This window comes from Aequorivita sp. IT1183 (assembly GCF_058068265.1).
Genome location: NZ_JBYRHS010000006.1, coordinates 80,278 through 105,601, shown reverse-complemented (window position 1 = coordinate 105,601; position 25,324 = coordinate 80,278). Strand labels below are relative to the sequence as shown.

Below are 25,324 nucleotides of genomic sequence, written 5' to 3'. Positions count from 1 at the left end.
TACAATTGTTAATCAGTAAAACAATGTATTGTTGACTAAAACTGAATTGTCTTTTAAAAACTCAATCAGCGTGGCAGAAACTGACATTTACGCAGCCCTGAAAAAATATTTTGGATTTACCCGCTTCAAAGGTTTACAGGAAGAAGTGGTAAAAAGTATCCTCGATGGTAAAAATACATTTGTGGTTATGCCTACGGGCGGTGGAAAATCACTTTGTTATCAACTTCCAGCACTTATGCAAGAAGGAACGGCCATAATCGTTTCTCCTCTTATTGCATTAATGAAAAATCAGGTAGATGTATTACGTTCTCTCTCTTCGGAAGACGGCATCGCTCATGTTTTAAATTCATCGCTCAATAAAACCGAAGTGAAAACGGTAAAAAGCGATATTGCAAGCGGAATAACAAAACTATTGTACGTTGCTCCCGAATCGCTTACAAAAGAAGAATATGTATCTTTTCTGCAAACTCAGAAAATCTCCTTTATGGCGATAGATGAGGCGCACTGCATTAGCGAGTGGGGCCATGACTTTAGACCTGAGTACAGAAACCTAAAAAGCATTATTCAAAGAATTGGCGATAACATACCTATAATTGGGCTTACCGCCACTGCAACTCCAAAAGTACAGGAAGATATTCTGAAAAACTTGGGAATGCCAGATGCCAACACTTTCAAGGCATCTTTTAATCGTCCAAACCTTTATTATGAAATACGTCCGAAAACAAAAAATGTTGATGCAGACGTTATTCGCTTTGTAAAACAGAACGAAGGAAAAACAGGAATTATCTACTGTTTAAGCCGAAAAAGGGTAGAACAACTTGCGCAAGCTTTACAGGTAAACGGTATTAAAGCTGTTCCCTATCATGCAGGCCTTGACGGAAAAACGCGTGTAAAACATCAAGACATGTTTTTAATGGAAGATGTAGACGTCGTGGTTGCAACCATTGCCTTTGGAATGGGAATAGACAAGCCAGATGTACGCTTTGTTATTCATAATGATATTCCAAAAAGTATTGAAAGCTATTACCAAGAAACCGGACGCGCAGGTCGTGACGGCGGCGAGGGGCATTGTTTAGCTTTTTATAGCTATAAAGACATAGAGAAACTAGAAAAATTCATGAGTGGCAAACCCGTGGCCGAACAAGAAATTGGTCATGCGCTTTTACAGGAAGTAGTTGGTTTTGCTGAAACTTCTATGTCGCGTAGAAAGTTTATTCTTCATTATTTCGGGGAAGAATTTGACAATGAAACCGGTGATGGCGGCATGATGGACGACAATATGCGTTATCCCAAAAAGAAACACGAAGCAAAAGACGATGCGGCCCTGCTTTTAGATGTAGTTTCAAAATCTAACCAACAATACAAAAGTAAAGAGGTTGTAAATGTATTAATAGGGAAGGTAAATGCCCTAATAAAATCGCACCGCACCGATGCTCAAGAATATTTTGGCTCGGGTGCAGACCATGATTCTGCATATTGGATGGCGCTACTTCGCCAGCTTTTGGTAGCTGGATTTTTGAAAAAAGATATTGAAACCTATGGCGTTATTCATTTAACAGATTCCGGGAAAGAATTTATAAAATCGCCTTCGTCTTTCATGATGACTGAAGATCATTCCTTTAAAGATGCCAATGACGATATAATTGTAGGTGTTCAAAAAGGAGGAGATATAGTAGACGAAAATCTTTTCAAACTCTTAAAATCGGAACTTAAAAAAGTAGCACACGATTTAGACTTGCCGCCATTTGTAATTTTTCAAGAACCTTCGTTGGAAGACATGGCTCTTAAATACCCAATAACTCTCGAAGAGCTTTCAAATGTTCACGGGGTAGGCGAAGGAAAAGCTAAGAAATACGGAAAACCTTTTCTGAAAATAATTCAAAATTACGTTGAAGATAACGATATAATCAGGCCAGAAGATTTCGTAGTAAAATCTACAGGAAGCAATAGTTCGCTTAAATTGTACATCATCCAAAACGTAGATCGCAAACTCGCTTTACCAGACATTGCAAGTGCCAAGGGCATTGAAATGAAAGAATTTATAAAAGAAATGGAAGCGATTGTTTACAGCGGAACTAAGCTAAATATAAACTATTGGATTGATGAGGTGTTGGACGAAGACCAACAGGAAGAAATTCACGATTATTTTTTAGAGACCAATACAGACAGTATTGAAAAAGCGCTCGATGAATTTGACGGCGATTATGATGAAGAGGAACTGCGCTTATACCGTATTAAATTTATTAGCGAGGTTGGTAATTAACCCCGCGAATTATACATTGTTGTAGAGACGCATAGCGATGCGTCTCTACAAGAATTTTTTTTATGATTTTTCTTCTTTGTTGAAATACACTAAGTAATAATACATCTGCTTTTCTTCATCCCAACCCTTTTCAATAAATTTTTCGGCACTATCTGGATTGATAAAGTCTAGCTTAATCTGAATATTAGTATCCAAATTTATAACGTTCTTTATTTTCTTTCTAGCAGCTGTAACAGCAGTATTTGCAATGGGGAAAGTGGTTAAATCTTCAATGCTGTATTTAGGTGCTTTTTCGCTTTTATAATGACGGAATTCCGGCAATAAATCTGGATTATCTATTACCTCGTTCATAAACGCAGTTTCTTCAAATTGATCATTTTTCGCAAAATGATTCACTGCTCTGTTCATAAACATTACTTCCTGTTTTTTATCTTCTGCGGGTAGCACCACGTCTTTCGCAAAATCTTGACAGAATTTCAAATACTTTTTTGTGTAGAAATTATCATCCGCAAATGCTTCTACTCCTAAAAAACTTTCCAGCCAATAACGTGCATCGTAGCGGTTGCTGTCTACAGAAAGTATTTTGTATCCTTCTTCTTTTTTCGAATTGAAAATGATACAACCTTTGTCTAATTTATTCAAATTTACACCGTGCTGCAGCATAGCTTCCAACTGATTGCCATCTTCTGCAAACTGAAGGAAATCCTGCTTTAATTCACTTTTAAAAATACCGATGGCGTCCATTTTCACATTGTCGAGCTGCACGCCTTCAAGGTAAGCTATATAGACTTCGCCACTTTTTATATGCGGATGTTCCGATTGGTTATAAAGGTAGGTTGCCATTTTGCGACTTTCTTCGTGAATATTTTCAGGATTGTCGAAAATCTTTGTAGTGCTATTAAAAAGTTCGTGAAATTCTAAATCGGCTTCGTGTGTAAACTGAAAATAGTTTTCCTCCTTTTCGCGGAATGGTTTTAAGAAGAATTCTTTTAGCAATGGCGTGATTTCATCGTCCATTTTATAAGGATTTGCTGAAAGAAAAATTGCTTCGTTCCTACTTTTATTACCCACCCTATGAATGGAAAGCGATGCAATGTGGGTACTGAAAAGGTTGATCATATTTATTATAGGTAATTAAAAAGGTGAAAATGTAAAAGTGAAATATTAAATGATAATTAAGATTTTATGTACCGTCAACCGTTTTAATTCCAGTTTTCGTCAAAATCGAGATTGTCATAATCCTCTGGATCCAAATCGAAATCTTCATCTAAATCATCCTCTTCGATGTCCTCGGCAATGAATTCTTTTTCTGGAGCTTCTTCCGGTATTTGACCGTGAGCAAACATAAGGTTTGGATAAAGCACACCTTCTTCGGCCTCGGCAATATCGGCAAGTTCTGCCATAAACGTCCACATATTTAGAAAATCGTAAACGTACAATAATCGGGTTTTATTTTCATCAACCACATCTTCTAAAAAAGTTTCGTTCATAACCCGAATTCCTCCCGGCTCGTCGCTTACGTCAAAAAGAGAAATCTCTTCGCCCTCTTCCCATAAATCATTGCTGATGTAAAAGGAAGCCATTTCTAACCCATCAAACCCAAAAGATTGGGTAATGGCGTTGTGAAGATCTTCTAATGTAGCAGAAGCTTTTATTTCAATATCGCGGAAAACATCTTCGTGTGTGTCGAGAATAACCCTGAAGCGGTAAATCATTTTTTTAATTTTTTTTGGGATGCAAAGTTATTAAAAAGTAAGCAGTATTCGGTTGAAGTTTGCCTTTTAGGTTTTCTTTTTATTTTGAAAATCTATGCAGCGCATAGGTCATGGAAGCTAATAGGAAAAAGGCAGTTACTTGGTGTAAAACGCCTAAAACCACAGGTACCTGCAATATTAGCGTAAAAACACCTAAAATGAATTGTACAAAAACCAGAATCAATAAAATATTAATTCCCTTTTTCTGGAGAATCGTTAACGGCAATTTTTTCGTTTTGTACCAAATAAAAAGAATTGTAGCAACAACTACATACGCCATATAGCGGTGAACAAACTGAACCCCACTTTTACCTTCAACAAAATTTTTCCAAAGTGGAACCTGTTCTGTATAGACCGTTTCGTGGATTAATTTGCCCTCGTTCATTAAAGGCCAATGGTTGTGAATCCAGCCAGCATCGAGACCTGCAACAAAAGCGCCCCAAATAATTTGGATTAACAATACAGCCAATCCAAAACGGATTATATTTCGAATGTGTGTATTGATTTCTTTTTTAGCAGGATAAATTAAATCTAGTGCTACCCAAAAAGTGTAAGCAAAAGTTATAAAAGCAGTAGTTAAGTGCATTGCAAGCCGATAATGGCTCACACTCGGCCTGTCAATCAGCCCACTTTTTACCATATACCAGCCCAAAAACCCTTGAAATCCCCCAAGAAATAGGAGAATTACAGCCTTTTTAATCGTGGGTTTGGTGAGTTGTTTTTTTAGAAGAAAATAAAGGAAGGGTACAAGGAACACAATGCCAAGTAGTCTGCCCAAAACTCTGTGAATGTATTCCCAGAAATAAATATCCTTAAAGTCTTCGAGATCAAAATGGGTGTGCAGCTTTTGATATTCTGGAAATTGCTGATAATGTTGAAACTCGGCAATCCATTCGGCTTCATTTAGCGGTGGAATTGAACCCGAAATTAATTTATAACTAGAAATTGAAAGTCCGGAATGGGTTAGGCGAGTAATGCCGCCAATCACCACCATAATAAAAATAAGGAAACAGCCCGTTAAGAGCCAGTAAATTACCTTTTTGTTGTCTTTATTTGCCACTGAATTATTGTTTTAATTGTGCAGTCTCTGAAAAAAACCACCACGAATGCACGAATTATTTTTTATTTTCTGAACACTGAACACTGAACACTACCATTCCCACTTGTCCTTAATCAACTGCTTTGAGCCCAATAGCCACTCCTTTTTTCAACATAAAATCGTGGGCAGCTTCATATTCATTTGGAATTTCACCTTCCAGAATTGCTTCTTTTATGGCGTCTTTTATAATTCCAATCTCGCGCGAAGGCTTGAGATTAAAAGTTTTCATAATTTCTTCACCACTAACGGGCGGCTGAAAATTACGAACTTGATCGCGTTCTTCAACTTCCACAATTTTTTCGCGCACCGTTTGAAAATTGGCGTGGTATTTTTTAAACTTCTTCGGATTTTTGGTAGTTATATCTGCTTCACAAAGCGTCATTAAATCCTCTACATATTCACCTGCATCAAAAATCAAACGCCTCACAGCGCTATCGGTTACTTCGCTCGCCAAAACAATTGGGCGAGAGCTCATCAACACCATTTTTTGAACGAATTTCATTTTATCGTTCAGTGGCATTTTTAACCTTTTGAAAAGTTTGTAAACCATTTTAGCACCCACAAATTCGTGTGTGTGAAAGGTCCAACCCAGTTTTTTATCGAATTTTTTTGTTGGCGCTTTTCCTATATCATGAAGCAACGCCGCCCATCGTAACCAAAGATCGTCTGTGGCTTTTGAAATATTATCGACCACTTCCAAGGTGTGCCAAAAATTGTCTTTGTGGGTTTGTCCTTCTTTTTCGTCTATTCCTTGTAGTGCAACCAATTCTGGCAAAATAAAGGGGAGTAACCCTGTTTTATGCAAAAGTGCAAATCCTTTTGAAGGCACTTCGGCAAGTAATATTTTGTTGAGCTCGTCCACAATTCGCTCTTTCGTAATAATTTTTATCCGTTCGGCATTTCGTGTGATTGCTTCCAGCGAATCCTTTTCAATAATAAAGTTCAATTGGGTTGCAAAACGAATAGCGCGGAGCATTCGCAGTGGGTCATCGCTATACGTAATGTCTGGATCGAGCGGCGTGCGGATTATTTTTTTCTGAAGATCGTCAGTACCGTTGAACGGGTCGAGCAATTCACCAAAATTTTCTTCACCTAAACTTAGGGCTAAAGCATTTATGGTAAAATCTCTTCGGTTTTGGTCGTCTGCTAAAGTGCCGTTTTCCACAGCAGGATTGCGGCTTTCTTCGGAATAGGATTCCTTTCGGGCACCTACAAATTCAAGCTCTATGCCGCCACTTTTTAGCATGGCTGTTCCGTAAGTTTTAAAAATAGAAACTTTTGGTTTTCCAGGAAGTAATTTTGAAACCTCTTGAGCGAGTTCAATTCCGTTCCCAACAGCAACAATATCAATGTCTTTCGCATCGCCGCGATCTAAAAGAAAATCGCGCACATAGCCGCCAATAACATAGCTTTCTAAATTTAGGTTTTCGGAAGCTTTTGAAATAGTTCTAAAGATTGGGTTTTTTAAAGCGGATATGTAGGATGGTTTGATCATTTTTTTCTCTCGCAAAGTCGCAAAGGCGCAAAATAATTAGTCTTGCGTCTTATGTCCCCTTGTCTTATGTCAATTTTATTGCCTTACAACCTTCACCGATCCATCATTTTTCAACTTAATAATCGCCGAAGGTTTTCCAGATTTTCTTTCGCGGTGCAAATTTACAACATAGTCTACGCCTTCCAAAATTACGGGGTCTATTTCACTAAAAATTTGTGGAGTTTTTGCGTCCGATACATTGGCCGAAGTTGAGACAAGTGGTCGGCGCATTTTCTTTATTAATGTTTTGCAAAAATCATCCTTCGGAACGCGAATAGCAAGCGAATTATCTTCCGCAATTAGATTTTCAGCCACACGAATTGGGTCGTCGTAAATGATGGTTGTTGGCTTTTTTGCATATTTCAAAATATCGTAAGCCACTTCGGGTACGTTTTCAATGTATTCGTTCAGCATTTTGAAATCGCTCACCAAACAGATTAACGATTTTTTATCGCTCCTTTTTTTAAGTTGGAACACTTTTTCCACGGCTTCAGAATTGGTGGCATCGCAGCCTATTCCCCAAATGGTGTCAGAGGGATAAAGAATTAATCCTCCTTTTTTTAAAATAGTCAGGCAATTTTCGATTTCAGTTTTCATCTAAAAAGGTGATTTTTTGTTTTTGTTTTAACGATTGTGATTGGTTGTTGCTCTTCAAAATAATAGGAAGCAAATACCATTTTTTGGGCTTCAATAAAAGCGCGATTGTTAGATATATTCTAATCAATAAATATTTTCCATATCCGTAATTTTTCCGAAGCACATATAAATATGAAATATAACTCTCTTTATTTATCGCTTTCGAAACACCCGTACTTACACCTTGATGATGCAGAATTTGGGCTTCGGGAACCAGCCAACTTTCATAACCCAGTTTTTCAAGGCGATGACAAATATCCATTTCTTCCCAATACAGGAAAATATTAGTGTCGAAACCACCACTTTCCGAAAATGCTTTGCTGTCGAAAAACAGAAAAGCACCATTAACCCAGTTTACTTGCAGTGGCTCTGCGTATTGTTTTTTGCGATTGGGATATAATTTTGAATCGTTTTTCTCAAGAAATCCGCGTCCAAAAAGTAATCTTCGCAAGCCTTTGTTATGATCAAAAGAAGGAACAAAATTATTGTCTTCATCAAAATTTTGAGCGGTACAAACGCCTGCTTTTGACTGACTATTCATAAAACGCAACAAAATGCTTAGACAGTCATTTAGCAGCATTGCATCGTTATTCAGAAAAAGCAAATAATCTGCTTTCGCGAATTGTGCTCCGAACATATTTCCGCCGCCAAAGCCTGTGTTTATATTACTTCTGTGAAGCGAAACATTCTGCTGCTGTGGAAAATTATCCTTTAAAATTTTATATTCCGAAGGCGTTGAATTATTATCTACTACTATAATTTGGTAGTTTATTTTTTCCGAAGTCTTTTCAATCACAGTGTTTATGCACTCCAAAGTATATTTTGAAGAGTTGTAATTGATAATGATTACGGCAATATCCATCAAATAATTTTTAGTGGTGGAATTTTTCCAACTGATTTTTGGCAAAGATACAATTACTCTCTGTGGCAGTTAGCCGAAAGATTTAAATATTTAAGCGAGTTATATCAAGCTTTTATAAACTTCGAGATATTTTTCGGCGGTGGTTTTCCAACTAAAACTTTTGGCGCGTTCTACGTACCATTTTTCATAAAACGGCTTGTTGTTTTTATATTTCTCCATTCCGTTTTTCAATACGTTCGCCATATATTCGGAGTCGTAATGATCCCAAAAAAAGCTATGTTCACCACCAATTTCAGGGAGGGAAGTGTTATTTGAAAGAAATACCGGTTTGCCAAAACGCATCGCTTCAATTGGAGGAATTCCGAAACCTTCACGCTGCGATGGAAAAACAAAGGCCTCACAATTTTGAAGATAATATTGTTTGTCTAAATCGGCTATTTTCCCAGTTTGAAACACTCTGTTTTCAAAACCGTACTGCTGTACCATTTCAGTAAGTTTTTCAGCATAATTTGAACTATTGCTACCCGCGAGCACCAAATTATAATCGGGCAGAAAGCGCAACATTTCCACGAGACTCATAAAATTTTTGCGTTCGCTGAAATCGCCTATGGAAAAAAGATAGGGTTTTTGTGGTAAAATTGAAGGTTTATAATCCTTCGGAAGTGTGATGTCGGTAATCGTATTTCCGTTGTAAATTACATATTCCGGAATGTTGGGAACACTAAAATGTGCGTGGGTATCTTGCTTTGCAAATTCCGAAATATATGCAATTGCACTGCTGCGTTTCAGTTTTTCGTTGAATTGCTTTTTCAGCTTTTCTTGCAATTCCACAGTGCCTTCGGTTACAAAATGTACGTCGTGAACCGTTAATAAATAAGGAATGTTGAAGAAAGGTTCAATCTTTATATTTTGATTTAGGCAGTGCCAAAGATTGTATTTTTTCTTTATTCGGAAAGGTTTATGGCGAGTAAGCGAACTGTATTTTCGGTATTTGAAAGTTGCGCCAAATTCTTCTTTTAGTTCTGCGATATTCTTCGCATTCAAAACTATTTCAAAATCGTCCTGAGGAAATTCAGCCAACGCTTTTATGAGGTGGTAATTAAACTGCCCAAAGCCCGAATAACGGTTTTTTAAATTATGCGATTCTAAAAAAACTTGTTTCAAATTAGCCATTTAAGTTTAATCTATATTTCTGTACAACAACCAAAGATTCACATATCGTTTAAACACCGAAAAGGCGCTTACATAGGCCAAAATAAAGCCTTCTTTCCCGTCCAAAATACCCAACCTGAAAATGAATTGGTTCCAAAATCTATAAAAAGGGCGGAATAGAAAATGATAGTAGTTTGGTTTCTTTCCTTTTTTATAAAGCATTTGCGCTTGCAGCGTACTGTATTGATGCATTTTGGCGGTATAATCGTCAAAAGATTTATAGGTGTGATGCGGGAGACTGTTTTTTAAATATTCAGTTTTGCCATCTGCCTCTAGCGTTTCGTGAACAAGTTTTGCGTTGTATTGACAATGATTTTTATTGAAAAACCTAATTATAAAATCATTCTGCAAGCCACTGTATTTAATGCGTTTCCCCATAAAATAGAAATCGCGTTTCACAAAATATGCAATGGCTGAAGGGTTTTTGAAATTTTCAACAATTTCATCGGCGAGTGCTGGCGTTATTTCTTCATCCAAATCGAAAAAAGTAACCCAATCGTTATTTGCTTTTGAAATAGCGAAATTTTTCTGTGCAGAAAAGTTGTCGAAAGCCCGCTGATAGACTGTAACTTTTTCGTGTTTGGACGCCAAAGCTACCGTTTCATCACTGCTATAAGAATCCACAATCACAATTTCGTCCGCAAACCAAAGGCTTTTTATATAGCCTTCAATATTGTGAGCCTCGTTGAGAGTGATTGCGATTGCGGTGATTTTTGCAGTGTTTTCCAAAAACGGATTGTAGTTTGCGTAAAAGTAATAATTTTACAACTATAAATCTGAAAACTGTTATGGCGAAGCTTCCCATTTTAATGTACCACCACATTACCGCAGAGGCGGGAAAAGGTTTGACGATTTCTGCCGAAAATCTTGAAAAACAATTTAAGCATTTGGCTGAAAATGGTTATAAAACCTACCATTTTAGGGAATTGACAAAACTGAAGTCGTTGCCAAAAAACAAAAACATCGTCATTACTTTTGATGACGGCTATGTGAGTCAAATGGAATTGGCGCTGCCATTGCTGAAAAAGTATAAATTGAAAGCTACATTTTTTGTGCCTTTGAATTTTTTGGGGAAAACTGACAGTTGGAATACTTCTTCTTTGGAAATTATGACTTCGGAACAGTTGAAAAATCTGGACCCAAAAATTATTGAACTCGGGTTTCATTCTTTTAAACACAAAAAGTACACTGCACTTTCCAATGAGGAAATTGAAGCAGACACCCGTCGTTGTGAAGAGTTTGTTTTAGAAAATGAATTGAATTTTTCAGCAGTACTAGCGTATCCATACGGCAAATTTCCGAAGGAAAAGAAGACAAATGAAATTTTCAAAAAAACACTTTTAGATAACGGAATCACTTACGGGCTGCGCATTGGAAATAGAATAAATTCATTTCCGTTTAAAAAACCTTTTGAAATTCAGCGTATCGATGTAAAAGGAGAATTTTCGTTGTTGAAGTTTCGGCAGAAAATTCGGTTTGGGAAGTGGTTTTAGTCCCCCTTCGGGGGCTAGGGGGCTGCTAACGCATTCCCCTTTGCAATAACATTAATTTCACATACCTTTCAAAAACACCATACGCATTTACCGCGGCAACGGTCATTCCTGGTACGCCATCGCGAAATCCACCTTTTAAAATGAACGAACGAAAAAAGCGATAGCTAGGTTTAAAAAAGAGGTGAAACCAAGTAACTTTTTTTCCTTTATCAAACAGTTGCTGCGCTTGAAACCACGCGTACGACTCTTTTTTAGAAATATAATTATCTAAACCTTTGTAAGTAAAATGGAGCATTTTGCTTTTCAGTTTTCCGATACTGCCTATACAAGTAAGCTTTTCGTGTACCGAACCAGCATATAGCGCGCCATCTCGTTTTACGAGTCGAAGCACATCATCGCTATGATGATATAAAAAACGGTTCATATAAAAATGTGGGAAATTGATTTTGTAGCCGCCGTGTTTGGGGTTTTGGAGCGTTGCATTAATTTCTGCTTCCAAAGAATGAGTTACGCGTTCATCGGCATCTACAAATAATACCCAGTCGCCAGTTGCTTCTTTTAACGCGAAATTTTTTTGGTTTGAAAAGTTATCGAATTTTCGCTGAAGAAATTTTGTTGCGTATTTCTTGGCTATTTCGGGGGTAGTATCCGTGCTGAAAGAATCGATCACGATTATTTCATCGGCAAATGCAACCGAAAAGAGCGCATCTTCTAAATATGCTTCTTCGTTAAAAGTGGGTATGATAACAGTAAGCATTGGCATAGCTATTTTTTTATTCTTCTAAAAAGGTCTCTCGCTCCGTGATGGATCATCAAAATATCAATCCTTTTTATATCTACAATTCTATAAATAATTCTGTAATTTCCTACCACTAATTCACGAATATTAGGGTCTTCCATTTCCTCCACAATTTTACCAATGTTTGGATAGGTTTTAATTATTTCTGTGGATTGTTTTATTTTTTCAACTTGGCGCCGAGCGTAGATTTTTGAATCAAGTGAAATATAATAGTAGATTTCTTTTAAATCTATTTTTGCATCAGAAAGCCATTTTATTTGAACCATTCCTGCATTTCGTTTTCTAAAGTTTCTTCGCTTATTGTATCATTCTGCTTAGACTTTTCAATGCGATTCTCAAGCTTATCTATGAAAATAAACCGCTCGATGAGTTCTTCAATAGTGAATTCTTCAGGAAATTTTTCAATATGTTTTTTAAGAAAAGTCTTCGTAATCATCTTTCTATATTTTGTTCTAAATTACAACTTTTCGATTTCTGAGCCAACTTCATAAATAACTTTATCTTTGGAGCTTAAAGCAATTTTCAATTTATGACAAATACTTGCAGAATTTGTGGCAATAACGAAGCAAATCAAAGCTTTACAGCAAAAGAGATGATGTACGGCTTACGCGAAAATTTTGAATATTTTCAATGTTCTAATTGCGGGTGTCTTCAGATTGCTGAATTTCCTGCGGATATGGGCAAATATTATCCGGGAGATTATTACAGTTTTGACACTTACGATGGGAAGAAATTTAAAGGAACAAAAGGCGCCATTAAAAAGAAGCAATACGAAGCTGCGGTGCTTGGTGGGCCAGTTTACCAAAATACCTTGGGTAAAATTTTAGGAAAAAAGGAATACGCCATTTTTAAAGGTTTACATGTAAATAAGGAAACCCGAATTCTGGATGTTGGCTGTGGCAATGGTAGAAATTTTTTATATCCGCTGGCGGAAGTAGGTTTTAAAAACGTAACGGGTTGCGATCCTTTTTTGAATGATACCATTAAATATGAAAATGGATTAACCATTAAAAAAAGCAGTATTTATGATATGGAAGGCAGTTATGATATTATAACCTATCACCACGCCTTTGAACATCTGCCAGATCCTTTGGAGAATTTAGAAAAAGTGTATAAGCTTTTAGCTCCGGGCGGAGTTTGCATAATTCGTATTCCGACGGTTTCTTCTTTTGCTTGGGCACATTATGGTGTTAAATGGGTACAATTGGATGCGCCGCGACATTTTTTCCTTCATTCGCAAAAAAGTATGCAGCTACTTGCAGGCAAAACTAATTTTGAAATGTATAAAGTTGCTTATGATTCTACACATTTTCAATTTACGGGAAGCGAAAAGTACTTGAAAGACATCCCCCTTTCTGCGCCGAAAGAAAAAGGTTTTTCAAGTTCACTTAACAGAAAAGTTCAAAATTTTAAATACGAACAAAAGGCCACTACCCTCAATAAAGAGGAGCGGGGTGATCAAGCTGCTTTTTATTTACGCAAGAAATAGTTTTACCTTTGCCAATCTATGACTGCAATTGATACTTCCATTATTATTAGTACCTACAATTCTTGCGAATGGCTTGAAAAAGTGCTGTATGGTTATAACAATCAGACATACAGGCAATTTGAAGTTGTAATTGCCGATGATGGCTCTAATGAAGAGACAGAACAGCTCTTAAAACGGATGGAAACTGAGGTTTTTTACTCCATTGTTCACGTTTGGCATGAAGACAAAGGCTTTCAAAAATCGCAGATTCTTAATAAAGCTATCCTTCAATGTAGTGCTGAATATATAATTATGAGCGATGGTGACTGCATTCCACGAAAAGATTTTGTGGAGCAGCATGTTAAATTTAGAGAAGAAGGTTATTTCCTTTCAGGGGGTTACTTTATGCTTCCTTTAGATATTTCAAAAGACATTTCAAAAGAAGATATTTATACTGAAAAATGTTTCGATGTTTCGTGGTTAAAACAACACGGACTGCAATCTTCTTTTAAAAATAACAAGCTCTATTCGGGACCGTTTAAAGCATTTCTTCTTAATCGGTTTACACCTACAAACGCTAGTTGGAATGGTCACAATGCTTCTGGTTGGAAAAAAGATATAATCGCTGTAAACGGTTTGGATGAACGCATGCAGTATGGCGGACAAGACCGTGAATTGGGCGAACGTTTAATTAATCTTGGGCTTAAAAGTAAACAGATACGCTACAATGCAGTTGTATTACACTTGGACCATCCGCGCGGTTACAAAAATGAAGATTCAATAAATAAAAACTTGGCCATCCGTCAACAAACACGTGGGCAACATAAAAAGTGGACGGCGTTCGGGATTGTTAAAGATGATAATGAAGCTCCGTTTGTTTCGGTAATTGTGAGCACATACAACCAACCCGAATGGCTTAAAAAAGCACTTTGGGGTTTTGAGCAACAATTAGAAAAGAATTTTGAAATTATAATAGCCGACGATGGTTCTTCGGAAGAAACGAAAAATCTAATTGAATCTTTTAAGACAAATTCGGCATTAAGTATTAAACACGTATGGCAGGAAGATCACGGTTTTCAGAAAACGAAAATTCTAAATAAAGCCATAAAAGTAGCAAAAGGCGAATATCTAATTTTTACCGATGGCGATTGTATTCCGAGGAATGATTTAGTTGCAACCCATCTTGGATTGAGCCGACCGAGTTGTTTTCTTTCTGCGGGATATTTTAAATTGTCGATGAATATTTCGAAACAAATTACCAAAGATGATATTGAAACTCAGCGTTGTTTTAATGCGAAATGGCTTTTAAAACACGGCCTAAAAAAGACCTTTAAAATTAATAAGCTAACTTCCTACGGACTGAAGGAAGATATTTTAAACACATTCACTCCCACCAGCGCCACTTGGGACGGCAACAATGCTTCTGGTTGGAAGAAAGATGTACTTGCCGTAAATGGCTTTGATGAACGTATGCAATATGGTGGCGAGGACCGCGAAATGGGCGAGCGCTTGATGAACTATGGTATAAAACCATTGCAAATTCGTTACAGCACAGTTACACTGCATTTAGACCACGAGCGCGGTTATGTTCGGAAAGAAATGTTTATAAAAAATAAGGCTATTCGAAGAATAACGAAAAAGGAAAAGCGTGTTTGGACAGATTACGGCATTGTTTCGAAAGAGACTGAAGTAACTAATTAAGGCAGTTTAATTCTTTTTATAAACCCCAATTTTCCAATAACGAAGTTCTTCATCTGTAGTTACGGTTGTGAAATCTAACTCTTTTAATCTTTCGTCTTCCTTAAAATATTCCCAGCAACCGTGGCCTTCGCGATAAATTGAAGTTATTATAATTCCGCCATCGGTGAGTTTTGACAACATACGGTCAAGTACATTTTGCTTTTCGGTTTCGTGAATATAGTAGAATGCTTCGTTGAAAACGATTACATCAAAATCTTGTTTTGGAATGAATTTCACGGCATCGGCAGCAAGAAATTCGGCTTTTGGTAATTTCTTTTCGCTTGCAATTTTTATGGATTCTTTTGAAAAATCTAAACCTAAGAAGTAAGAGTAGTCATCGGGGTTTATTCGTTCCGTAAGCAATCCATCGCCGCAGCCAATATCTAAAATACTTGGATTTTTAGGTGAAAAACGGTTTATATATTCAATGATTTTTTGATAACGACTTGCTTCCTTTTCGCTACGCAGACTTTGCCACCGCCCTTTTTTATATTGGCGATTCCAGCGTTGTTTTCTTCTCCAATTATGAAATTTGTCTAGTAGATTCAAGTGCCGCTGTTGTTAAGATGATGCGCCAAAAACGGCTTTAATTTTTCGAAAATCATTTCGGGGGTTAATTGCTTGTAAAGAGAATGTGGGTCTTGCTCAATTCGCCTTCTTTCTTCTAAAGTAAAACTACTAAAGAGATCTGGTTTTTCTTCCAATAAATGAATGGAATCGTGATGGTCGCCATCTTCAAAACTGCACCAATGTTCTTTATTTACGTAAGGTGAATAGATGGTAAGCGTAGGTCTTTCGAGCGCTTTCGTAATATGTACACTTCCGCCTTCGTTGGAAACTAAAAGGTCGCATTTATTCATCAGTTTTATAAATCCGCGGATGGAGTCTTCGTAAATATCGAGATTTATTTGGTCTTTATTCTGGCACATTTCATACACTTTAATCGCTTCTTCTTTTTGGTGCGGGGCGTAATTGAAGAGAATAGTGCCTTTGTAATTGGCAGTAATAAAGTCAATTATTTCCACCATATATTCATAAGGCATCGATTTTTGAGGTGTGCTGCCCAAAATGCCCAACATAATTACTGGTCGCTGAAGTGAATTAATCCGACTGTAATTTTTTTCGTCATCGGTCAAGAAAATTTTAGGAGCGTACTCGGGAGCTTCTAATTTAAAAACAGAAGCAATCATATTTATTCTATCTTCAATCGCTTTACCGCAGTTTTTGGAGCGATGTTCCAAAAAACTAATTGGGTGGGTGTAAAAAGGAAACTTTAATTCTTTGTGTGCGCGTTTAAGTCCAATTCTGTATTCGGCACCCGAAAACAGACAAATCATTCTACTTTGAAATTTGGAATACGGATCGAAAATAATATCGTATTTCTCCTTTTTTATCTTCGCGATAGTTTGTAAAAGCTTCGGGAGTCTTTTAAGTTCCTTTTCTTTTACTGAAATAATTCTATCGATATTTGGGTTATTTTCTAAAACACCAGTTGTGTAATCATACACAAAATAGGTTACTTCACTTTGCGGAAATACCTTTTTGATATTATTGGCAATGACGGAGCTAATTAGTACATCGCCAATTCTTTTGTTCTGTATAACGAGAATTTTCTTCATATAGATTACCTTCGCAAAATACCTTTTTTGGTTTTATCTTCTTTCATAATGCAAGAGAATTTTGTTATTCATCCAGATTATTCGCAAATGGCTGTAAAGCTAAGCGATGTGCTACACAATTTTTCTAAAAATGGTGAATACGTAACCAAAGGCGAGCGCAATGTTATAAAAATGGTGAAAATTGATGGTTATTCTTTAAACATCAAAAAATTTAAAACACCCAACGCTTTTCAATCTCTGGTATATCAATACGTACGCAAAAGTAAGGCAAAACGTTCTTATGAATACGCTAAAAAATTAATTGGTCTGAATATAAAAACCCCTTTTCCAGTGGCATATTTGGAAACTTTTTCGGGTGGGTTAAAAGAAAGTTATTACGTAAGTGAGCAGATAAATTACGATTTCGATTTTCGTGAACTTATTCATAATCCAAAGTTTATAAAGAGGGAAGAAGTTTTAAAACAGTTTACGCAATTCACTTTCAAGCTTCACGAAAATGGTGTAAACTTTTTAGACCATTCTCCGGGAAATACGCTGATAATGGATAACGGCAACGACAATTACGATTTTTATCTAATTGATTTAAACCGAATGCTTTTTGAAAATATGACTTTTGAAAAACGCATGCATAACCTCCGAAGGTTGTGGCTTTCAAAAACAATGGTGAAAGTGATGGCGGCAGAATATGCCAAACTTTACGGCAAAAGTTATAATGAAACGCACGCTTTAATGTTGAAACATAGCAGAGCCTTTCAGAAAAAAATAGACAGCAAGAAATTACGTAGACGAAAGCGATAACCGTTTAACTCATACAAACCCTTCGTTCCCTCATTCCTTATTTTACACCCCGTATCTGTGTGGTAGTTTTACTTCAAGTTTAACACAAAAACCACACATTATGAAAACACTTTTCACATTTTTAGTAATTGCGTTGCTGAGTTTTCAGCTTGGCGCACAAACCGTTTCCATCAGCGGAACGGTAACTGATGACAGCGCACTTCCGTTACCTGGAGTAAACGTTGTTATTAAAGGAACAAGCAACGGAACCCAAACCGATTTTAATGGTAATTATATTATTGTAGCGAATATAGGACAGACCCTGACCTATTCGTATGTAGGATTTGCTACTGAAGAAATAAAAGTTAAAAAAGCAGGGATAATTAACGTGAGCCTAAAGCCAGGTGCTTCTTTAGATGAGGTAGTCGTTACGGCTTATTCTGTTAATAATGATGCTATAAGAAATGCGATGGGTTATGGGGTTAGAAGAAATAATTCATCATACACCTCTTCAAAAAAGCAAAAGGCAGAGCAGAAAGTGATTATTCGAGGGACATCTTCTTTATACGGTTCAAGAGCTATCGTTAATAATAACAACGTTTCCGAAAACGAATCTTACGGTCGTATTGAAGAAAACATTTTTAAAAGTGTGGGTACAGCACCGCTTTCAACTTTTTCCATAGACGTTGATAAAGCAGGCTATAGCAACATTCGCCGAATGCTGAACAATGGGCAGAAAGTGCCGGAAGACGCAGTTAAGATTGAAGAAATGGTAAATTATTTTGCCTACAACTATCCAGAGCCAGTTGGTAAAGATCCTTTCTCAATTACTGCAGATCTTGTAAACTCTCCGTGGAATGCCGATGCTAAATTGGTTAGAATTGGTTTAAAGGGAAAAGATATTTCGTTAGAGAATGTGCCAGCTTCAAATTTAGTGTTTCTATTAGATGTTTCGGGTTCTATGAATGAACCCAACAAATTGCCTTTGCTGAAAGCTGCACTAAATGTTTTGGTAGACAGATTGCGCGAAAAAGATAAAGTAGCCATTGTTGTTTATGCAGGGGCGGCTGGATTAGTGCTGCCACCAACTTCGGGAGCAGAGAAGTTTATAATTCGTCAAGCTATTGATAATTTAAGCGCAGGCGGTTCAACAGCAGGGGGCGCTGGGATTGAGTTGGCTTATAAAATTGCTGAAGAAAATTTCAGCAAAGGAGGAAATAATCGAGTAATACTTGCTACCGATGGCGACTTTAATGTTGGCAATTCCAGCGACCGTTCCATGGAAAGTTTAATAGAAGATAAACGCAAAAGTGGCGTGTTTCTAACTTGCTTAGGTTTTGGAATGGGTAATTATAAAGACAGCAAACTTGAAACGCTAGCCGATAAAGGCAACGGAAATCACGCATATATAGATACGATGCAAGAAGCGCAAAAAGTGTTGGGTGCAGAATTTTTTGGAACGCTTTACACAATCGCAAAAGATGTGAAAATTCAAGTAGAATTTAATCCTGCAAAAGTTCAAGCTTACCGTTTAATTGGTTACGAAAACCGTTTGCTGAACGATGAAGATTTTAAAGACGATACAAAAGATGCAGGCGAATTGGGCAGCGGGCATACCGTTACTGCTTTATATGAAATAATCCCAGTAGGAGTAAAGAGCAAGTATTTGAAGGATATCGATAATTTGAAATACACCAAACAAACCAATGTGAATTATACCGATGAAATGCTAACGGTAAAATTCCGCTACAAAGAACCCGATGGCGATGTAAGCAAACTGATTGTAAAAACGGTAAAAGATGAAAACAGTACTATGGAAAGTGCTTCGGAAGACTTAAAGTTTTCGGCTGCTGTGGCGCTTTTCGGAATGCAGCTTCGCAAATCTGAGTTTATAAATACCAAAAAGAAAGAAGACGTAATTGCCTTAGCCGAAGCAGGCAAAGGACAAGATAAAGACGGTTACCGAGCCGAGTTTATTCGCTTGGTAAAAAGCAGCAAATAATTCTAAACTATAAAATATTGTGAGGTGGTTTGGTTTTTTTGAAGAAGGGCGCGAAAGCGCTCTTCTTTTTTTATAGTTCATTCGACTACCAATTATTTACCACGGCGGTCCCGGATTGCCTACTTCCTTCGTTAAATCAAATTGCACTGTAAACAAACGGTCACTACCAATTCTTCGGAGGTTATATGTTATTGAAGTTTCATCAATAGTAAACCACCAAACATTGGTGGACGCCAAAGGTATTAAATTACTTGTATGCTGATCTGCAGGAAAAAATTGAATGTTTGCCAAACCTGTATTAGGGCTGAGCCCGCCGTATTGTGTAACTTCTTCCTCGGAACCATCTTTGTGGCGATGATCGTGTTTTAAGAGAATACGATTGTCATCTTGCATTGAAAGCACCCAGGTTCTGGATTTATTTTCCCCAACAAAAAATGGAATGCGGATTGTTTTTTCTTCGCAACTTCGCACGTGCATCACGAGCTTTTCGCCCACAAAGCCATCGCCTTCTTTTCCGCCAGCAGTAATCGTACCTTCATAGGTTTTACCACAGTGTTGCTTTAAAGAGTTCCAAAATTGAACGGATGCAGGTGAATCTTGCGCAAATAAATGCAACGGAAATAGAAGAATTAAAAAGAATATTTGTTTCATTTTAATTAATTTAAATGTTTAATAATTCACATAAATCCATCCAATAAAGGCCTTTGGATATTTGGGGTCATTCAAAACCAACACGTAATAATAGGTGCCCACCGGAACAATGTTTCCAGTAAATAATAGTCCTTCTGTAGCCACACCTTCCCAAAAGCCATCAGCGTTTCGACCAGTGTGAATTAGGTTGCCATCGCGAGTATAGATATTCAATTCAAAGTTTTCGTAAATGTTTAGGAGGTTGCTTATTTCAAAAGTATCGTTTATCCCGTCGCCGTTTGGTGAAAAACCTTGTGGAATAAAAGGCGCACAGTTTTCCGTGGTTAATAAAAATGAAGTTGTAGCAAAGCAGATTTCGTTTTCCAAACGCACATAAATAGTCTGAGGATCCGTGCCGTTTTGGTATTCAGTTGGATTACTGATTGGATTGGTATTTTCCGAAGCATTATCCATAGTTGTGAAATACTGAACCACATCTTCCGGGGCCAAACTAATTAAATGGTCTTGAACAGTTAAGTCGAAAATGGCCGTGTCAAAACCTATATCGCACTTCAATAAATCTGGCAAATTGGGAATAGGAGGGATGATTTCAAATGATATGATTTGCGTAAATGTATTGTTGTCTTCGCGCAATTCTTCAACTGCACCGTTGCCATTTCCATCGTCGTCCACTACGGCAGTGATAGAAAACGTATTCGGCAAAATGTCGGGAAGTATCAATTCTACTTCACCATTTTCACTGCCGCCAATAGGTATATTTTGCTGGGTTTGTGAAATCCCAAGCAAAATACCTTCAGCATAAAACGCCACCGACGTATTGGCTGGCAAAGGACCAGTAGCTTCCAAATTATAAACCGTAAACGGAAGCCAGAGCGCTCTCTCGCGACAAGCGGAAATCTCAAAAAGTTCTATTGTTGCATCAGGCAAAGGGCAGGGTAAAACTTCCACCGTAAAACTGTCTATAAGAAAACAGTCGGGGTTTGAAACACGAATGTAAATAGTCTGTGGGTTTTCAGTATTTTGAAAATTTTCAGGGTTGGCGATTGGGTTGTTATTGTTTTCGGCATCCGTTTCCGAAAGGTGAAAACTTAGGTCGTAAAGTGGTTCTATTTCTGATGTAACTTCCGTTAAATCGAAATATTCTTCCCCAATGACATCGCAAGTCTCCAGATTGTACAGCCCCGTTATTATGGGGTTTATAAGTAAATGAATTGGGCTTTCGTCTTCGTTATTTTCTTCGTTTATTTCATTAATTATTCCAGTTCCGTTGCCGGTATCATCCACGATGGCTTTCAAAATAAAATCTGCTTCAATATTGTTGGGTACGTTAAAAGTGATGCTTCCACTTTCCTGTCCGTTAATGGGGATAACTGCTAATGTAGCACTTTGTGCAATTAATATTTCATCTGCATAAAAAGCAATAGGCGTTCCTGCCGGAAGCACATCGGTACTATTGAGGTTGTAAACTGTATAATCTAAAGTGACTTCTCGATTACCACATTCCGTACCGCCAATTATATTGTCTATTGAAATGGTTGCATCGGGCAGTTCTGTATTTAAAACGGTGATAATATTATTCACCATTACAAAATCTTGCCCGCTGGTAAGTTGAATAGTCGCCGAAGTATCGCCCGGATTTATAAAGTTCGAAATAGGGTAAACATCGATATCCATATTATAAAGCACATCGCTTCCCGTAAAACTATTTGTGCCATTAAAAGCATTATCCGCCGGATTTAGCGGCGGATTGCTGAGAATATTTCCGTTTATTCGAAGGGTTTCATTTACGGCTAAGCCGCGATCGCCCTCCCAAGCCAGGAAACCGATTTTGGCACCTTGATTATCCAGTACCATTAGATTGTCCAATGTTATTTCTAAGGTTTGGTTGGTGCGCGAAACACTCTCCAAACCGTCAAAAACGTTTACCTGATTGTTGGGAAGCGTAGCATCTTCATAAACCACCGTTACCGCCCAACCGCCAAAGTTGGTACCGGAGCCTGGAGGACTACAATATGAAGGGATTACGAGGGTAAGATCTAAATCAGACAGTGTATAATTACCGTTGCCTGTAGTTCTAATTTGCTCTGTAACATCGGCAAATGCTGAAAAATAGACGTAATCATTACCACCACTATTGTAAGTAACATTAAATGTTCTTTCAGCGGTTATGGGAATTTGGTTAAAAGTAACATTGAAATCACCCGGACCCGAGCCTGCCCAATAAAGATAGGCAGCGGTTACTTCTTGATTTGGTTGCAGTTGAAAATCGGCACTGCTACTGGTAAGAATAAAGCATGTTCCGCCTTGGCCGTTTTCTTCAACATTTAGCGTGTTACCAAAAGCGGTATAGTCAAAATGCCCGTTAAACTGTTGGTATAGCGAAATATCTTGAGCAGATACAAGGGTAGAAAAAAGTAAAGAAAGTATGAAAAGGTAAGGCTTCAAAGAAAACTAAGAGTTGATTGACTGCTAAATATAGACAAAAAAAGACGCTCTTGTTTTTTGAAGCTAAGAATTTATTATTCTAAACTTTGTGAATCTCTGTGTTTTCTTTGCGAAACTCTGTGTTATGGCTATTACACAGAGAGACACAGAGGTTCACAGAGTGCCGAAGAGAAAAATTAATAAAATACTATTAATCCAAACTATTCAAGGAGATGATCTGCTTTATAGGTCTCTTTTCTTCAGTATGGCATAGGACCAATAGATGAAAAGTGCAGTCCAAACCAATACAATGAGAACATTCAACCAGCTTACACCATAATCTTTACTGAAATCTTCACCCAATTGATTGGCGGCAGATTGTACAGCTCCCAAACGACTCAACGGTTCTTTGATGAGGTTTGCCATTGCATTTAGCGGAAAGAATTGTGCAATATTGTCTGCAATATTCGTATCCTTAAAAAATTGCCATTTCATCAAACCATAGAATAACCACTCTACAACCTGCCAAACTATTAAAAACCCAAGGGCAAAAGCAGAGCGTTTCACCAAAATTCCGAGAAAAAGACAGAAAGAAAAGAAGGCCACGAGTTTTATGAAATAGGCTGCAATGTATTCCAAATCACTAAAAATGATGCCTATTTCGTTATAGTCAGAGAAACTTAAACCTAGGATTAGCGATACCAAAAAAATGAATATCGTAGAAATACCTGCAAAAAGTAACACGGTTAAAAATTTTGAAAGCACAAATTCTTTCTTACTTAAACCGTCAATTAAATTTTGTTTTAACGTTCTGTAACTGTATTCGTTACTCATCATTGAAACAATTACGATGGCGAGAAACAACTTCAAAATAGCCGCCATATAGGTGTTGAAATGCCAGATATACGGGAAGTTAAAAATTCCTTGATCTGCCACACGAAAGTGAAAATCGCCAAAATTGAATTCTATGGAAGAAATGAGTGCGATAAAAGTGATAAGTATAAAATATATGATGGAAATAACTTTGGCCGCGCGGTTATAACGCAGTTTTTGTAATTCTATATTTAGCAATCGTAGCATGCTGCTTAGTTTTGTTTGGTTAATTCAAGAAATTGTTCTTCGAGGCTTTCTTTGCGTTTTACAAGGTGTGAAAGCGTGATGCCTTTTTCAAATAGAAGCTTGTTTACATCTGAAGCATCCATCGGTTGGTTGAGGTAAACGATTAAATATTCCCCGTCGCGTTTTATGGTGCCAAAGGCAGAATTTCCTTCCAAAGCAGTTTGAAGCAATTCCATATCATTACTCTGCATCGTTAAAAAACCGTGGCTGGCAATCATTCCATCCACGCTGCCAGAATACAGACTAACGCCTTTCCGAAGAATTACCACGTGGGTACATACTTTTTCTACTTCATCGAGCAAATGCGAAGCGAGTAAAATTGTAGTTCCCTGCGAAGCAATAGTTTTAATAATTTCTCGAATTTGATGTATTCCCTGCGGATCGAGTCCGTTGGTGGGTTCGTCAAGTATCAATATTTCTGGGTCGTTCAGCAATGCCGAAGCGATTGCCAAGCGTTGTTTCATTCCCAAAGAGAAGGTGCTGAATTTGCTGTCTTTTCTGTCAATTAATCCTACCAATTGTAATTTCTCGGTAATCTTTTCTTCAGAAACCTCTTTTATTTTACACACCAGTTGCAGGTTTTGCACCGCCGTCATGTATGGGTAAAAGTTGGGATGTTCAATAATGGCGCCTACTTTCTTTAAAGCGTTGTGGGTATCAATGTTGCCATCAAACCATTTAAAATCGCCAGAAGTTTTGTTAACTACGTTTAGTACAATTCCTAAAGTTGTGCTTTTTCCGCTGCCGTTTGGGCCGAGGATGCCGTAAACATTTCCCTTTTCAATAGAAAAAGATAGATTGTTTACAGCGGTGAGTGAGCCAAATTTTTTGGTGAGATTGTTTATTGTAAGAATGTTTTCCACGGAGTATTTTTTGGTCCCGATAGTATAGAACAGTTGTTAGTATGACGAGCGGGAATGGGTTTTGTTACAAATTTAAGTGAGAAGTGAAAAGTGAAAGGTGATGTGGTTTTTTAAATCTATTCTTTGTCGGATGCCGTTATTTTTCTTTAAATAGTTGTTTTTTAATAAAATAAATCAAATGTTCTTTTTTTAGTTTTCTATAATATTCCACTGAACCTTCCATAACTTTTAAATTGTTAGATACTACATAGTTTAGAGATTCATCAATGATTGCTGCGTTATAAGGAAGAAACATCTGCATATCGAATGATTGTAATTCTTTTTTTGTTGATGATAGAATTCTTTTTGAAGTTAAAGCAATAAAATAATCATCTTCCACTAAATCAGTAAATTTTCCTAATCGATTTCTGAAAATAAATGGATAATCACCTAAAACAAATAAGTCTTTTTCAAATTCAGTAATTTTAGGATAAATCACATCTGGTTTGGTTGGACTACCTTTCATTTGGTCAATAGTTTCTTTATATAATTTAGACCTTAATATTTTATTCCATCCCTCATCATTTCTAATAGTATCTAAATCTATCCCTTCTGTTATAATTACAGCCCGTTGGATTAAATCTTTAGCAGTAAAATCTGTTTTTGGAATTCTCCAAAAAAGGTTAATAACAAAGAATTGCAAATGTGCAAGATTGATGTCAGAAAATAGTTCGAAATTTAGTTCTGCTGTTTGTAGTTCCTGGATGAAATTAGAAGATTCATCATCTAATTTTTGAAACCAAAAATCTTCAATTATTGATGAATGATTTTTCTCATCAACCTTTATTGTATTCCTAAAATCTTCAAAAAAAATACTTTTTGAACTTCTTTGCTTTCTTAAAATTTCGTCCCTTTTTTCATCATAGATATAAAGCAAATTATTTTCATCAATAAACCCTTTTATTAAAAATTTAGGAATGTAATGATGTCTTATGGAATCTTTGTTTTTCAATTTTCTCTAATTACACGC

24 protein-coding genes and 1 pseudogene are annotated in these 25,324 nt (G+C 37.0%); 7 read left to right on the top strand and 18 right to left on the bottom strand.

The features are described from left to right. Positions 1–64: 64 nt before the first annotated feature. Positions 65–2,263 (top strand): RecQ family ATP-dependent DNA helicase, encoded by a 2,199-nt coding sequence (locus tag AC3RVF_RS13160; RefSeq protein ID WP_489691949.1) that lies wholly within the window; start codon positions 65–67, stop codon positions 2,261–2,263. 60 nt (positions 2,264–2,323) lie between these two features. Here AC3RVF_RS13160 and AC3RVF_RS13155 read toward each other — a convergent pair whose 3' ends face one another. The 8 genes from AC3RVF_RS13155 to AC3RVF_RS13120 form a co-directional block, all read right to left on the bottom strand. After that, the gene (locus AC3RVF_RS13155; RefSeq protein WP_489691696.1) at positions 2,324–3,382 is read right to left on the bottom strand and encodes a nucleoid-associated protein; all 1,059 of its coding nucleotides are present in this window, start codon (positions 3,380–3,382) and stop codon (positions 2,324–2,326) included. Positions 3,383–3,465: 83 nt separating this feature from the next. Then, on the bottom strand, positions 3,466–3,978 hold the full coding sequence (locus tag AC3RVF_RS13150; protein ID WP_489691695.1) for an IS1096 element passenger TnpR family protein: 513 nt from the start codon (positions 3,976–3,978) through the stop codon (positions 3,466–3,468). A 79-nt stretch (positions 3,979–4,057) separates the two neighbouring features. Beyond that, positions 4,058–5,077: a COX15/CtaA family protein gene (locus AC3RVF_RS13145; protein WP_489691694.1), complete on the bottom strand. Its 1,020-nt coding sequence runs from the start codon at positions 5,075–5,077 to the stop codon at positions 4,058–4,060. A 109-nt stretch (positions 5,078–5,186) separates the two neighbouring features. After that, the gene (locus AC3RVF_RS13140; protein WP_489693541.1) at positions 5,187–6,611 is read right to left on the bottom strand and encodes a CCA tRNA nucleotidyltransferase; all 1,425 of its coding nucleotides are present in this window, start codon (positions 6,609–6,611) and stop codon (positions 5,187–5,189) included. Positions 6,612–6,686: 75 nt separating this feature from the next. Further along, positions 6,687–7,247 (bottom strand): L-threonylcarbamoyladenylate synthase, encoded by a 561-nt coding sequence (locus AC3RVF_RS13135; protein ID WP_489693540.1) that lies wholly within the window; start codon positions 7,245–7,247, stop codon positions 6,687–6,689. Further along, positions 7,237–8,148 (bottom strand): glycosyltransferase family 2 protein, encoded by a 912-nt coding sequence (locus AC3RVF_RS13130; RefSeq protein WP_489693539.1) that lies wholly within the window; start codon positions 8,146–8,148, stop codon positions 7,237–7,239. The genes AC3RVF_RS13135 and AC3RVF_RS13130 overlap by 11 nt, the downstream gene beginning before the upstream one ends. Before the next feature lie 99 nt (positions 8,149–8,247). Next, a complete protein-coding gene (locus AC3RVF_RS13125; RefSeq protein ID WP_489693538.1) occupies positions 8,248–9,312 on the bottom strand; it encodes a glycosyltransferase family 4 protein in 1,065 nt (354 codons plus the stop codon). Positions 9,313–9,327: 15 nt separating this feature from the next. Next, entirely contained in the window at positions 9,328–10,089 is a 762-nt protein-coding gene (locus AC3RVF_RS13120) for a glycosyltransferase family 2 protein (RefSeq protein ID WP_489691689.1), read from the bottom strand. A 59-nt stretch (positions 10,090–10,148) separates the two neighbouring features. Between AC3RVF_RS13120 and AC3RVF_RS13115 the strand changes: the two genes are divergently transcribed. Continuing rightward, positions 10,149–10,853: a polysaccharide deacetylase family protein gene (locus AC3RVF_RS13115; RefSeq protein WP_489693537.1), complete on the top strand. Its 705-nt coding sequence runs from the start codon at positions 10,149–10,151 to the stop codon at positions 10,851–10,853. 25 nt (positions 10,854–10,878) lie between these two features. Here the strand turns inward: AC3RVF_RS13115 and AC3RVF_RS13110 are convergent, their stop codons facing one another. From AC3RVF_RS13110 to AC3RVF_RS13100, 3 genes are read right to left on the bottom strand one after another with little or no spacing between them, the layout of a single operon-like run. Next, positions 10,879–11,610: a glycosyltransferase family 2 protein gene (locus AC3RVF_RS13110; RefSeq protein WP_489693536.1), complete on the bottom strand. Its 732-nt coding sequence runs from the start codon at positions 11,608–11,610 to the stop codon at positions 10,879–10,881. An 8-nt stretch (positions 11,611–11,618) separates the two neighbouring features. Further along, complete coding sequence (locus AC3RVF_RS13105; RefSeq protein WP_489691686.1) at positions 11,619–11,918, bottom strand: type II toxin-antitoxin system RelE/ParE family toxin; 300 nt, start codon at positions 11,916–11,918, stop codon at positions 11,619–11,621. After that, on the bottom strand, positions 11,906–12,088 hold the full coding sequence (locus AC3RVF_RS13100) for a hypothetical protein (protein WP_489691685.1): 183 nt from the start codon (positions 12,086–12,088) through the stop codon (positions 11,906–11,908). The genes AC3RVF_RS13105 and AC3RVF_RS13100 overlap by 13 nt, the downstream gene beginning before the upstream one ends. Before the next feature lie 93 nt (positions 12,089–12,181). Between AC3RVF_RS13100 and AC3RVF_RS13095 the strand changes: the two genes are divergently transcribed. The 3 genes and pseudogenes from AC3RVF_RS13095 to AC3RVF_RS13085 all read left to right on the top strand — a co-directional run bounded on the left by AC3RVF_RS13095 (position 12,182) and on the right by AC3RVF_RS13085 (position 14,821). Beyond that, the gene (locus AC3RVF_RS13095) at positions 12,182–13,141 is read left to right on the top strand and encodes a class I SAM-dependent methyltransferase (protein ID WP_489691684.1); all 960 of its coding nucleotides are present in this window, start codon (positions 12,182–12,184) and stop codon (positions 13,139–13,141) included. A gap of 18 nt (positions 13,142–13,159) precedes the next feature. Further along, a pseudogene (locus AC3RVF_RS13090) lies at positions 13,160–13,975 on the top strand (glycosyltransferase family 2 protein); the annotation flags it as partial. 33 nt (positions 13,976–14,008) lie between these two features. Further along, entirely contained in the window at positions 14,009–14,821 is an 813-nt protein-coding gene (locus AC3RVF_RS13085; RefSeq protein WP_489691948.1) for a glycosyltransferase family 2 protein, read from the top strand. 6 nt (positions 14,822–14,827) lie between these two features. Here AC3RVF_RS13085 and AC3RVF_RS13080 read toward each other — a convergent pair whose 3' ends face one another. Next, on the bottom strand, positions 14,828–15,409 hold the full coding sequence (locus AC3RVF_RS13080; RefSeq protein ID WP_489691683.1) for a class I SAM-dependent methyltransferase: 582 nt from the start codon (positions 15,407–15,409) through the stop codon (positions 14,828–14,830). Next, positions 15,406–16,479 carry a glycosyltransferase family 9 protein gene (locus AC3RVF_RS13075; RefSeq protein WP_489693535.1) on the bottom strand — a complete coding sequence of 358 codons (1,074 nt, stop codon included), beginning with the start codon at positions 16,477–16,479 and terminating at the stop codon, positions 15,406–15,408. The genes AC3RVF_RS13080 and AC3RVF_RS13075 overlap by 4 nt, the downstream gene beginning before the upstream one ends. 48 nt (positions 16,480–16,527) lie before the next feature. Between AC3RVF_RS13075 and AC3RVF_RS13070 the strand changes: the two genes are divergently transcribed. Together AC3RVF_RS13070 and AC3RVF_RS13065 are read left to right on the top strand one after the other, a co-directional pair. Further along, positions 16,528–17,277, top strand: a complete 750-nt coding sequence (locus AC3RVF_RS13070) for a lipopolysaccharide kinase InaA family protein (RefSeq protein WP_489691681.1) — start codon at positions 16,528–16,530, stop codon at positions 17,275–17,277. Between the two features lie 100 nt (positions 17,278–17,377). Further along, entirely contained in the window at positions 17,378–19,258 is a 1,881-nt protein-coding gene (locus AC3RVF_RS13065; protein WP_489693534.1) for a vWA domain-containing protein, read from the top strand. 96 nt (positions 19,259–19,354) lie between these two features. Here the strand turns inward: AC3RVF_RS13065 and AC3RVF_RS13060 are convergent, their stop codons facing one another. The 5 genes from AC3RVF_RS13060 to AC3RVF_RS13040 all read right to left on the bottom strand — a co-directional run bounded on the left by AC3RVF_RS13060 (position 19,355) and on the right by AC3RVF_RS13040 (position 25,306). Then, positions 19,355–19,909: a hypothetical protein gene (locus AC3RVF_RS13060; RefSeq protein ID WP_489691679.1), complete on the bottom strand. Its 555-nt coding sequence runs from the start codon at positions 19,907–19,909 to the stop codon at positions 19,355–19,357. 18 nt (positions 19,910–19,927) lie between these two features. Further along, positions 19,928–22,354, bottom strand: coding sequence for a T9SS type B sorting domain-containing protein (locus AC3RVF_RS13055; protein ID WP_489691678.1), 2,427 nt, complete (start codon positions 22,352–22,354; stop codon positions 19,928–19,930). A gap of 222 nt (positions 22,355–22,576) precedes the next feature. Further along, positions 22,577–23,413, bottom strand: coding sequence for an ABC transporter permease (locus AC3RVF_RS13050; protein ID WP_489693533.1), 837 nt, complete (start codon positions 23,411–23,413; stop codon positions 22,577–22,579). A gap of 5 nt (positions 23,414–23,418) precedes the next feature. Further along, on the bottom strand, positions 23,419–24,315 hold the full coding sequence (locus AC3RVF_RS13045) for an ABC transporter ATP-binding protein (protein ID WP_489693532.1): 897 nt from the start codon (positions 24,313–24,315) through the stop codon (positions 23,419–23,421). A gap of 136 nt (positions 24,316–24,451) precedes the next feature. Beyond that, positions 24,452–25,306 carry a DUF4238 domain-containing protein gene (locus tag AC3RVF_RS13040; protein ID WP_489693531.1) on the bottom strand — a complete coding sequence of 285 codons (855 nt, stop codon included), beginning with the start codon at positions 25,304–25,306 and terminating at the stop codon, positions 24,452–24,454. Positions 25,307–25,324: the final 18 nt, after the last annotated feature.